The sequence below is a fragment of the Mesorhizobium sp. WSM4989 genome (genome assembly GCF_029625795.1).
Taxonomy (GTDB): Bacteria; Pseudomonadota; Alphaproteobacteria; order Rhizobiales; family Rhizobiaceae; genus Mesorhizobium.
The window spans coordinates 1-11,436 of record NZ_JARTVN010000011.1 but is presented as its reverse complement, the minus strand read 5'-3'; the positions used below and the strand labels follow the sequence as shown (position 1 = coordinate 11,436).

General features: G+C 60.7%; 8 protein-coding genes and 6 pseudogenes. 7 read left to right on the top strand and 7 right to left on the bottom strand.

Translation table 11 applies throughout. The features are described from left to right. Positions 1-302 precede the first annotated feature (302 nt). Positions 303-578: a hypothetical protein gene (locus P9217_RS30070; RefSeq protein WP_063169403.1), complete on the bottom strand. Its 276-nt coding sequence runs from the start codon at positions 576-578 to the stop codon at positions 303-305. A gap of 697 nt (positions 579-1,275) precedes the next feature. On the opposite strand from P9217_RS30070, the gene P9217_RS30065 reads away from it, so the two are divergent. Beyond that, positions 1,276-1,692, top strand: a complete 417-nt coding sequence (locus P9217_RS30065) for a hypothetical protein (protein ID WP_063169404.1) — start codon at positions 1,276-1,278, stop codon at positions 1,690-1,692. Positions 1,693-1,930: 238 nt separating this feature from the next. Here P9217_RS30065 and P9217_RS30465 read toward each other — a convergent pair whose 3' ends face one another. From P9217_RS30465 to P9217_RS30045, 3 genes and pseudogenes are all read right to left on the bottom strand, one after another. Beyond that, entirely contained in the window at positions 1,931-2,422 is a 492-nt protein-coding gene (locus tag P9217_RS30465) for a cytochrome c (RefSeq protein WP_244514239.1), read from the bottom strand. Positions 2,423-2,463: 41 nt separating this feature from the next. Then, positions 2,464-2,685: a hypothetical protein gene (locus tag P9217_RS30050; protein ID WP_245462946.1), complete on the bottom strand. Its 222-nt coding sequence runs from the start codon at positions 2,683-2,685 to the stop codon at positions 2,464-2,466. Between the two features lie 21 nt (positions 2,686-2,706). Next, positions 2,707-2,986, bottom strand: a pseudogene (locus tag P9217_RS30045) (DUF411 domain-containing protein); the annotation flags it as partial. Between the two features lie 801 nt (positions 2,987-3,787). Here P9217_RS30045 and P9217_RS30040 point away from each other — a divergent pair. The 4 genes and pseudogenes from P9217_RS30040 to P9217_RS30025 all read left to right on the top strand — a co-directional run. Then, positions 3,788-3,992 (top strand): annotated as a pseudogene (locus P9217_RS30040) (isopenicillin N synthase family oxygenase); the annotation flags it as partial. An 8-nt stretch (positions 3,993-4,000) separates the two neighbouring features. Continuing rightward, positions 4,001-4,270: pseudogene (locus P9217_RS30035) on the top strand (pyridoxal-phosphate dependent enzyme); the annotation flags it as partial. Positions 4,271-4,548: 278 nt separating this feature from the next. Then, a pseudogene (locus P9217_RS30030) lies at positions 4,549-4,712 on the top strand (thioredoxin domain-containing protein); the annotation flags it as partial. A gap of 41 nt (positions 4,713-4,753) precedes the next feature. Next, the gene (locus tag P9217_RS30025) at positions 4,754-6,208 is read left to right on the top strand and encodes a glutamate synthase subunit beta (RefSeq protein WP_063169408.1); all 1,455 of its coding nucleotides are present in this window, start codon (positions 4,754-4,756) and stop codon (positions 6,206-6,208) included. Positions 6,209-6,277: 69 nt separating this feature from the next. Here the strand turns inward: P9217_RS30025 and P9217_RS30020 are convergent. The 3 genes and pseudogenes from P9217_RS30020 to P9217_RS30010 all read right to left on the bottom strand — a co-directional run. Next, a pseudogene (locus P9217_RS30020) lies at positions 6,278-6,472 on the bottom strand (DUF459 domain-containing protein); the annotation flags it as partial. Between the two features lie 1,181 nt (positions 6,473-7,653). Beyond that, complete coding sequence (locus P9217_RS30460; RefSeq protein WP_236473435.1) at positions 7,654-7,962, bottom strand: helix-turn-helix domain-containing protein; 309 nt, start codon at positions 7,960-7,962, stop codon at positions 7,654-7,656. A 157-nt stretch (positions 7,963-8,119) separates the two neighbouring features. Next, complete coding sequence (locus P9217_RS30010; protein ID WP_236383562.1) at positions 8,120-8,566, bottom strand: extracellular solute-binding protein; 447 nt, start codon at positions 8,564-8,566, stop codon at positions 8,120-8,122. 1,057 nt (positions 8,567-9,623) lie between these two features. Between P9217_RS30010 and P9217_RS30005 the strand changes: the two are divergent. Together P9217_RS30005 and P9217_RS30000 are read left to right on the top strand one after the other, a co-directional pair. Further along, a pseudogene (locus tag P9217_RS30005) lies at positions 9,624-9,845 on the top strand (insulinase family protein); the annotation flags it as partial. Positions 9,846-9,902: 57 nt separating this feature from the next. Next, entirely contained in the window at positions 9,903-10,961 is a 1,059-nt protein-coding gene (locus P9217_RS30000; protein WP_024504268.1) for a class I SAM-dependent methyltransferase, read from the top strand. Positions 10,962-11,436 lie beyond the last annotated feature (475 nt).

The following is an 11,436-nucleotide window of genomic DNA, read 5'->3' as shown; positions in this document are numbered from 1 at the left end:
TCGACGCACTCCGGACAAGTAACCTCATGGGCGCGGCATGCAGGATTAACCGAGCCCAGCCGGTCATGAGTGCGGCCTTGCCGGGTCGGGCGATAGGCAGTCATGCCCTGCCCTTCCTGCGGGTCAAGCACTCCGAAAAAACATTTCCCCCATAAATGCTAGATCTTCCGTTGCCTTTTCGCGTCACAGGCCGTCAAACGCCCGGCCGTTCACAACAGTGATCCGGCAAGTGTTTGGCTGCGCGAGACGATGCTGCAGGGAGTCGTCCTGCATGGCACTTCGCTATGATGCTGCGGTGCCGTCTAACGGCGCCTCGTGCTTGAACGCACTGAACGGCCACCGCGATCAAAATCGATGGTTCGAGGACCGTTGATCATCACCCCGCCAGCCTCGATCTTGTTTGCCGCCACGAGAGCGACACAGAGACTGCTGGTGAAGATGCCCGCCTGCCCGCTATGTTCCGGATGGTTGACCATCCCGGATGGACCCATCGAGGGTGTCAAGGCGAGCATGAGCACAGGCGCGAACAGTTCACGGGCAGGCGCGACGGTGGCCGCAAAGCAACGTCGCGCCAGCATGCGATCTCAGCAGGATCGGCACCATCCTGTCAGGGAGCAATGCGAGTGGCTGGCTTAGCCGCTGCGACGCTGCCCGGCATCGCGTTCAATTGATCTGGCGCCTTAAATGCAGGAAGGCTTCGCGGCCGGTACGAGGCGCATCCCTCCTCCGAAGCAGCACGCCCAAGTATCATCACAAGCCCCGAGCGCCCGCGTTCGGCGATGTCCAATTTCCGACAATGTCGGAATACAGTCAGATCTGCTGGATTGACTTTAAATGGTTTTCTCATTTGGCACAGCGCATGCTGGTTATCCGGAAACACGTGACCGACCAACAAGAAGTCGCATGACACAACCGAAGCCATCCATGTCTGACGGGCTGCCCAGGATACCTACTGCGACCGCGCTTGCCCGGTGACGACCGCTCCGGCTCCGCCCGTTACCGACGAGGCAAAGTGACGGATTTCCTGCGTTTCAACGACATGGAGGTGGTTGTCATTCCCGCTGGGGGACAGACTCGGCCTGTTCAAGGCATTGCGCGAAGGCGGCAAGATGACGGCCACCCGTGCGCGAACTCAAGGAGCGCAGCCTGTATCGTGTATCAGGCAAATAGGCCGTCGGTCAGTGACCTTGACACAGGGGACATGCGCAAGGTCCTGAAGTTTGATGCAGCGATAGAAGGGTGCCAATGACAACAATAGCTTACAGGAACGGAACCATGGCTGGCGACGGCCGAGCCTTGGGTTTTGACTCAGTATCCGTCGGTGAGAAAACGAAGGTGTTTCGCTTATGCGACGGCACACTCATCGGCGTTTCCTCTTCGTCCTTGGGTATTCCAAAGGCCGTTCGAGACTGGGTTGAGAAGGGCATGGATGTTTCTGATATTCCTGTGCCGCGCAACGACGACAATTTTGAATTTGAGGCGCTGATAGTGCGCAAAAATGGGGAAGCCGTATTGTTGGACGGCAATTGGCTGCCAAGTGATCCCGTGAAAGGTGAATATTATGCCATCGGGAGCGGCAAGCAGTATGCTTTGGCCGCGCTGGTTTTGGGCAAGTCAGCTAAGGAAAGCGTCGAAGTTGCCGCGAAACTCGACGTTTGGACTGGTGGCACAGTCACTGCCATAACTCACTAAACCCGCCTTTCGGCGGGAGTGTGACAGTGCGAGCGTGGAAGTAGGGCGCCACCCCGGGGCACGTCGAGCCCTGTCATGTGAGCTGGTCCATAAGCGCGCGAAAGCGTCCAGTTGTGGCCAAAAGCACGATTTGCGACAGAACCGGCCCGCTTCTATGAGTATGGGCCGCTTTTTGCGGCCAGCGTGCTTGCCATCCTGCCGCCAGTGGCCGTCGCCTTCTTCTTCCAAGGTTACCTCGTCATGAAGTAGAGCACCACGATCTTGTCGGAGAGATCGGAAGGCGGACGGCCCTTCCGTCCGCGTCGGCCAGTTCGAAAGGCGGCGCGGCCTGCTCGTCGATCGCCTGGAAGAACCTCTCCGCGCTGTCCCTCATCTTGTCGAGATCGGCGCCCGGATGGTGGGCCAGCGCGGAGGTCCCGAGGATCAGCGCCAGAAATTGAATCGCAAGCGACGGTTTCGCTTTCATGGACAATGCATTCCGGTTGGGGGCGTTCGAGGGCTCCGCGGCTAGGATTGGTCTCACTGTGTCTGCTCCCGCTCCCGGCGGCTCATCTGCCTGATAGGCGCGTTCCCGCTCGGGCCATGTGCTTTTGATGAAGGCCAGAACGGCCCGGATCTCCTCGTCGGTGAGGACATTCCCGAAGCCCGGCATGTCGCTCTGGTAGCCGCCGCCGACGACCGCGGCCGGTCCCGGCGCCGGCATGCGTCCCGAAGGCAGCGGGCTTTCCAATCGCGCTGACCTTCGCCTGGCTAAAACCGTCTTGCCTAGCGCTATCGCCGCGGCCGGGGCGCGGCCATCCGGTTGGCGAGCCAAGGCAATGTCCAGACCAATCCGAGGCCTGCCGCGGCCACGCATCGATAAGAGGACCGACGCCCTTCTCCTTTGCCGCCGCTGGAGAACAGGTATTTGATCAGCGCGGCCGTCCCGAGGACGAGCACGACGACGACAAGCAGCCACACCAGGCCCGTGCCGAACATCATCATGCCGCTCATGCATTCCATCATCGAAGCCTCCTATTCCGTGGCGTAGATGCCGCCGGTCGCGTCAGACTTTCGGATTTCGAGAATCTCGAAGGGCGCTTCCTTCGTGCCACTCATGCCGGGGGAGCCCATCGGCATGCCGGGCAGCGTCATGCCCTTTGATGTCGGGCCGCTCGGTCAAGAGCTTGTTGACCGTGCCGACCGGCACATGGCCGCTCACCACATAGCCGTCGATGAACGAGAGAAGGCAGCCATCGGCTTCCGGCGGAATGCCCTCTTCGCGGCTCATGGCGAAAAGGTCGTGAGTCGGCCTTGACGGTGATTCCTGGAAGGCCGATTCCAAGGCGAGCTGGCTTGAAGGCCGCGGTCCGGATGGTCGACTAGGCAGCTTGGTTCCACGATCGCAATGCTTGATCGCTTCATTGCAGGCCATGGGCTCTCGCCCCCTCCTTTTGCCACACGAGGCGCCAGCTCACGTGTTGTTGTTGGCGTGCGCCCCGGCAACCGCTTTCACCAGCCGCTCCAGCGATCCCGCGCGCTCCAGCTCCGCAAAGAATGATGCGGCGTGACGCTACCCAGCCGGTGCTTCTCGGCCTTCCAATTAAACTGTCTCGACGAAAGAGCCGTCTCCGTTGCTCCGGTCTCGGTGTTGAGTTCTCTAAGGCTGCGCCACACCTTGGTCCCCACGCCGGCAAATGATCTCACTATGCAGCCCGTGCTCGCACGCTCTCAAACTAATTACCGCTGCTGCAACACGCCGCCTGGCGGCCTGCACCGAAAAGCCGACAGGGGTGCATCTGAATAGCCGTGAACCCAGGTCTCAAAGACCATCCGGCGCGACGAGCGGACGCACCGCACGTGTGACACCCGCCTTGTGGGGCAGGGTTGCCTTTCTCAATCCCGGCGTTGGTCGGCGTCCCAATGAGCAGCAAGCTATTATCGGCCGCCGAATCTTAGTGGCTTCGTCGAGAGCCTCAATCAACCAAGCGGCGAAAGCCCCGCTAGAGTCTCCGCCCGCCTGTCGCTATGAAGCAGTTGCAGCCAGCGCTGCTTCAGGCGCATGAACTCGCCCGATGCAATGATTTCCGTCGCCCTGGGTCTTTCGAAGGGCACTGTTTCTATTCCCTTCTTCTTCGGCGCGCGGCTTGATGCCGACATACGGTTTCTTGACCTGCCGCCTGAACTGGCTGCCGAAGCGGGTGCCCCGCCAGCGACCCCGACAATCCCCTGTTCCGCAACTGCTGAAGAGCCGACTGCGCTCGCATCCCGATATTGCGCAACGGCACTATGCCGACATTCTGGAGACCGCAGCCGCATGAGCCTCGAGATGTTCCGCCGACCGTCGACAAAGGCGTCCTCTCGCCTGCGTCCGCCATTTGTCAGTGCTCGATCTGATTGGGGAGACGCCGGTCGTCGAACTGAAGAGATTCGATACCGGCAGGTGTCGTCGCTTCGTCAAGATCGAAAGCCAGAATCCCGGCGGATCGATCAAGGATCGCATTGCGTTGTCGATGATCGTTAATGCCGAACAGCGTGGCACGCGCGGGGCGGTACAATCATCGAAGCGACCGCTGGCAACACAGGGCTCGGCCTGGCCATCTGGCGGCACGAAGCGCGTGATCGCGTGTCCAAAAGCTGACAGCGTCAGACAAATGTCAGGTTCATTACAACCAACATCTGGGCACTGACGAGGTTTTTCGAAGCAATGGGCGCTAACTGCGCGCTGAGCGCGTTGGCATGGCTTTTGAGACTGAGTGACTGTGACTGCACTCAATGGGGCAAGACGAGCGATGCGCTCCTCCCTGAACCCGTGTGCCGTCTCTGAGAGGAAACCAGCTCGTGCAGAAACCTTTGGAAATAGCTTTGGACCGCAACGTGGTATTGCAGATGGAGTCCCCGGCTCCTTCGATTAGAGTCGAGAACTGGCTGCATGGCGAGCCCCTCACGAGCTTTGAGCCCGGCAAGTGTACATAGTCGAATTTTGGGCAACTTGGTGCGGCCCATGTGTGGACGGGATGCCCCATCTGATCCAGCTGCAGGGCGTCGCCAGGCGCACCATCTGGACAGCAGGAACTGGACTATGGGCAAGGTAACAGGCTTTCTCGAAATCGACCGGCAGGTGCACAAGTACCAGCCGGCCTCCGACCGCATCCGGCATTTCCGCGAATTCACGCTGCCGATGTCCGACAAAGAGGTCGAGAAACAGGCCGCGCGCTGCATGGATTGCGGCATTCCGTTCTGCCATGGGCCGACGGGCTGCCCGATCCACAACCAGATCCCGGACTGGAACGACCTCGTCTACAATGGCGACTGGGACAATGCGATCCGCAACCTGCATTCGACCAACAATTTCCCGGAGTTCACCGGCCGCATCTGCCCCGCACCTTGCGAGGAAGCCTGCACGCTGAACCTCGAGGACATCCCCGTCGCCATCAAGACGGTCGAGCAGGCGATCGCCGACAAGGCTTACGAGACCGGCCATATCAGGCCCTATCCGCCGGAGAAGAAGACCGGCAAGCGCGTCGCCGTCATCGGCTCCGGCCCGGCCGGCATGTCGGCTGCCCAGCAGCTCGGCCGCGCCGGCCACGACGTCCATGTCTATGAGCGCGAGAGCCGGCCCGGCGGGTTGATGCGTTACGGCATTCCCGACTTCAAGATCGAGAAGCACTATATCGACCGGCGCATCGAGCAGATGCAGGGCGAGGGCGTCACCTTCCATTGCGGCGTCAATGTCGGCGTCGACAAGCCGGTTGCCGAGCTGCTCGCCGAACATGACGCCGTGCTTTATTGCGGCGGTTCCGAAACGCCGCGCGCGGCCGGCATTCCCGGCGACGATCTCGGCGGCGTGCATGACGCGATGCCCTATCTGGTGCAGCAGAACAGGCGTGTCGGCGGCGAACCGATCCAGTCGGTGGCGTGGCCGTCGCATCCGATCCTCGCCGGCGGCCAGCATGTCGTCGTCGTCGGCGGCGGCGACACTGCCTCCGACTGCGTCGGCACCGCCTTCCGCCAGGGCGCGGTGCGCGTCACCCAGCTCGACATCCGGCCGCAGCCGCCGGAAAAGGAAGACAAGCTGTCGGTCTGGCCATACTGGGCGACCAAGATGCGCACGTCATCCTCGCAGGCCGAAGGCGCCGAGCGCGAATTCCAGGTGGCGACGCTTGAATTCATCGGCGAAAACGGCCAGCTGACCGGGGTCAAATGCTGCGAAGTCGACGAAAAGCGCAAGCCGATCGCCGGCACCGAATTCGTCATCCGCGCCGATCTCGCGTTCATCGCCATCGGCTTTGCCGGGCCAGCCGCTCGCGGGCCGGTGTCGGAACTGGCCGGCCAGATGAAGATCGCCATTGACAGCCGCCGCTCGAAGAATGTCGAGGCCAATGACCGGGACTACAGGACCAGCGTCGAAAAGCTCTATGCGGCGGGCGACGTGCGGCGCGGCCAGTCGCTGGTCGTCTGGGCGATCCGCGAGGGCCGCCAGGCGGCGCGCGCCATCGATGAGGCGCTGATGGGATCGAGCGTGCTGCCGCGCTGAGTCCGTCTCGAGACCCTACTTGTGCGGCCACCTGAAGGCGCTTTCCGCCCTTCCGCTGCCCCGGGCAGCTTACGGACTGATCGCCGTGGTCGTTTCGGTTGTGGCCCCGGCCGCAGGCTGCCGCCTTGGCGGCCAAGAAAAATCGTCGGCGCGGCCGGGCGCAGCAGCGGGCGCCTTGCCCTCGACGACGAATTTTTCACCGGGCCCGTCCGGCTTGGCCGGCGCTGCGGCACCGAGAAGTTCCGAACCGCCGTCGAGTGCCGGTGATTGCGAGTCGGCGTCGGTAGCCGGGTCGGCGGCCTCAGTCTTTTCCTTCGAGGGTGGACTACGTTACTGGCCAGTACCGGCAACGCATCGAAGGAACTTTACAATCATAAAGGTACGTCACTGGTCTCGCGGCTCACCTATGACGATCTAGACGCGCATTCGAGTCCACAATCCGACTGGCATTTTCGTAAAGGCCTCCTCGGTGCGGGCGGCATCAGGGAGGATTTTCTCATGACGAGGACTTCTTACGGAAATGGGGGGCTACTCAAACACATTCAGTGATCAGCGCGGGGGCGGCGTCAGCTATTTCACCGCCGATCTTGGATATAATTTCTTGAACTCACCGCGCTACCGCATCGGTGCTTTTGTTGGCAACAATTTCTGGCACGAGAGCTACGATGCTTTCGGTTGCACGCAGCAGGCGACCAACTGGGGAACCTGTGTGCCAACCGTCCCACCTACGTCAACCTCTCAGCCAGGACAACGATTGGCATTCGCTGCGACTCGGCTTGGCCGGGCAGACGCAACTCACCGAGCGACTCAGCCTTTCTGGTGACGTGGCGTTCCTCTTCACGCGGCTCGACGGCAAAGAGCAGCACCACATGCGCCCAAGATCAAGCTAATTCCCGAAGACGGCGATGGGCATGGCGTCCAGCTCGAGGCGGTGTTGCGGCCGTGGCGAATAACGGCACCGCTCATTTCGAAGAGGCAATGGGCGGTCGTGGTTCCCCGCAGGCCGACGATTGGAAGGCAAAGCGCTACGGCGTTTTCGTGCAGGCTAGCATCAAGTTCAACTGAGAGAGCAAGAACCGAGGAGAGCGGCGATGCCACTCCAGCTCATTACGATCATTGGATCAACAGAAGGAAGTTTTCCGAAGAGTTTTGCAAGCGTGCGCAAAGTCGCCAGACAAAGTTCTCTCGGTCCATAGTGTACGTGCCGTCACGCCCGTTCTCGACATGGTTGAATGATACGTCCCGCGCGATCGATCAAAGTCGTTTTTCATTGGTTTTCCGGAAATCGCGGGGAGCACAGCGTGCTGTGACCCTCGCCTGCTGGTTTTCTGTCAACGCGCAGATGAGGGAGAATGAGCGTACAGCAAAAATCATCAGTGCTGTCGCTTTCGCCAAAGCCCGCCGCAGCTAAACGGGGTCCCACGCCCGGTAGCGCCCCCTGCCGGTCACCTCACGGATGCCGAGTTCGGCACCAGCCCGAGCGCAGCGCGCTGGCTAATTTTCAGCTCGGCCGCGACCAGACCTGCCGACACCAGCGGCCGCGCCAGCACCAGCTCGATCAGCGCCGGCAGGCTCGAGTTTTTGCGCCGGTTCCTGAGCCGGCGCTCCATCTGGCTTTTGGCCAGCGCCTGGATGATTGCAAGGCTGAAACAGTCGATGGAACGCCCCTCCAGCGAAGCCGAACCGGACGAGGCGCGCGCGCCAGGTCCTTCGGCTGCCATCGGCACGCTGGGTTTAAGTGCTTGGGGTGACACGGCGTGATCTCCGCCGTTGGCGGGAACAGGGCAGTGCAATAGTACTGCCCTGTTCCTTTTGATCAGAGGCCAGTGCGGATTTCTTCGGCAAGCGCCCTCAACGTCGTCTCGACGTCATCGCCGTTTACCATCTTCTGCATCGCCACGGCCCATGCGTTCATGGCTTCGCCGAAGCCGACACGCGGTGTGAAAGCCAGCGCGGCTTGGTCCTGTATCTTTTTGAAGCTGTCAACGAAGTTGTTGAACTCGGGCTGCGAAGCGTACTTAGTCCAGGTGTCGTCTGCCAGGTCGACGTGCGCGGCGGATTGACGAGCTGGCCAGCAAGGGCACCCTTGAGCGCCACCTGCTTGGAGGTGGCCCACGGGATGAACAGCCAGGCCGTGCCCTTCTTTTCGGAAGCCGCGTTCATGGCGAGAGCCCAGATCCAGATGTCAGACTCCAAGCTCGTGGCGCTCGGTGCGTGCAGCGGCGGAGCGAAGGCGATCTTGCCGGATGCCGGCTTCCCCGCAACATCGTTCCAGAAGCCGAACATATTTGAGTCGATCGTCATCGCGCTGCGGCCGGACGCGAAGGAAGGAGCCGCGCACTTCTTGATCATGTCCACGTAATGTAGTCGTATCCAGCATCGGTAAGCTTCCAATCGCTCAGGTATTTGTCCAGCGGCTCCAGGGCGCCACTCGGAGCGAGGTCCTACGCGGGCTGAATGCCAGTGCCGAACACATCCCATGCTGGCGACTTCGTCGTCAGTTGGATCGTCATCTTGTTCCAGTAAGAATCGTCTGGGTAGAGTTCCGGCGTGACCTTGATGCCGGGTCAGCTTCTCGAACTCCGGAAATTGCGCAGCGAGAGCATCCGCATAGGGGTGGATGTCGTAGGCCCAAGTTATGCTGGTCCCTTCGAATTGACGCCAGTTCACGGTGTCGGCAGCGGCCGAATTAGTGAGCGATGCCGAGACGGCAAAAAACGCCAAGTCAAAAGCAAGCTGTTTGCGAAGCGACGCGCACCTGTAACGAGTACGGGGAATGAGCGACCCATGTAATCCTCCCTGGGGCATTTTGCCAATTTTTGGGTCCACTCCTCCATCCCGAGTTCGCTCATAGCCACAATAAGCGGTTTCCAACGAGCTCGCTCTGAATGCACCAGGCCAACTGGGTAAAAACGGGTAACCGGCACTAAAAGGCGTTGTAGTATCGCCACCAGAAATACTGCTCCGTGGTGCTGGCCTTTGCCTGGGGGCGCAACACGGCAACTACCCGCTCAAAACGGTTGGTCCTCTACCTCTTATTCACCGTCGCTTTCCTCGCGGCCTAACCCGGCCGGAATATCCGTTGCCAGAAAAAGGCCTCGCGGCCGGTTCGAGGCTCATCCCTCCTCCGAAGCAGCACGCTCAAGTATCGTCACAAGCCCCGAGCGCTTCGCGTTCGGCGATGTCCAAATTCCGACAATGTCGGATACAGTCAGATCTACTGGATTGCGTTTGAATGGTTTTCTCATTTGGCACAGTACATGCGGGTCATCCGCAAAACACGTGACCGACCAACAAGAGTTCGCATGATCACCTTACCACAACATACAGCCGCCGCGGAACAATCACTTGGCCCCTGATCGCCCACCCCGGCACCACAACCGGAGTCATCGATGTTCTGACAGGCTGCCCAAGGATACCTGCTGCAACAGGGCTTGCCCTGGTGACGACCACTCCGGCTCCGCCGGTTACCGACGAGGGCAAAGTGACGGATTTCCTGCTTTTCAACGGCATGGAGGTGGCTGTCATTCCCGACCACCGCGCCGGTCGTCACCCATATGGTCTGGTGCAGGATCGGCAGCGCGGAATGAGCCGCCGGGGATATCTGCATGTCTTCGAGCATCTGATGCTCAAGGCGCCTCATGACGAGCACGGCTCCGTCGCCTGGAGAGATTGAACCCAAAGGGAGATTCAGATGTCTGAAGCGAATCAGGAAAAGTTGGACGCATTCTTGGGGAAAATGGTCGGCGATCTCGGTGCGATCGCAACGGGCGCGGGAGTCCTGCTGGGGGACAGACTCGGCCTGTTCAAGGCATTGCGCGAAGGCGGCAAGATGACGGCCGCCGAACTTTCGACACGCACCGGCACCCAGGAACGCCTCGTAAGGGAATGGCTTTCCGGGCAGGCGGCGGCGGGTTACGTCGACTACGATGAAGCGAGCGACAAATTCTATCTCAACGCCGAGCAAGAGCTGGTGTTCGCTGATGAAGACAGCCCGGCCTTCATGGCAGGCGCATTCGAGTTCCTGTCCGCGCTGTGGCTCGATGAAGAAAAGGTGAGGCAGGCATTCCAGTCCGGCAAGGGCGTCGGGTGGCACGATCATAGCGCGTGTCTGTTTCGCGGTACGGAACGGTTCTTCCGTCCAGGCTACAATGCCAATCTGATCGACTCCTGGCTGCCGGCCTTGGAGGGCGTCGTCGAGAAGCTCGAACGCGGCGTGGACGTCGCGGATGTTGGATGCGGTCATGGTGCATCGACCGTGCTCATGGCACAGGCCTTCCCCAATTCGCGCTTCGTCGGCTTCGACTATCATGCCCCTTCGATTGAGCGCGCCCGCAAGGCGGCCGAGGTAGCCGGCGTCGGCGTTAACACGCGGTTCGACGTGGCGGCCGCCAAGAGCTATCCCGGAACCTATGACCTCGTCACATTCTTCGATTGCCTTCACGACATGGGCGACCCGACGGGCGCCGCCACCCATGTCCACGGATCGCTCAAGCCGGACGGCACGTGGATGATCGTCGAGCCGTTCGCGCATGATCATCTGGCGGCGAACCTCAATCCCGTCGGCCGCGTTTACTATGCCGCTTCCACTTTCGTGTGCACGCCCGCATCCGTGTCGCAGGAAGTCGGGCTCGCGCTTGGAGCCCAGGCCGGTGAGGCGAGGCTGCGCAAGGTTGTGACCGGCGGCGGCTTCAAGCGATTGCGTCGCGCCGCGGAGACACCGTTCAACATGGTGCTGGAGGCCCGCCCTTAGCGTGGCCGTCGCCAGAAATTGCAGCTCATCGCATTTGATGAAGATCACCGCCAAAAATCCGGACGCATCGGGCACATTTTCAAGGCGTCTGGGTTCACGCAGAGGTCGCTGCCGAGTTGTGTGCCAAGAGTCCCATACGTTGCGGCTCAGAAAGGACCCCACGCACGGCGACGAACATGCCCATAGCGATGGCCGCTATAATCACATATGTCCACCATGGCGCGTTCACAAAGCTGGTAAGCCACGTCGCACCGAACGCGCTTACGACAAAAACGAGAGCCTCGATAAAAAGACTGAGCCTGTACACATTCAGTCGTCTCATCCTCATACCACCCATCCAAAGACTGAGCTTGTTGCGCTACTGCGACAGAGCCTAACATATTGGAGAGTGCTCACTAGTCGACCGTGAACAATCCGAGCCCTAAGCGGCGACCGGCTTCGGCCGGATTTGAAGCAGGGCAATCAAGAGCGACAA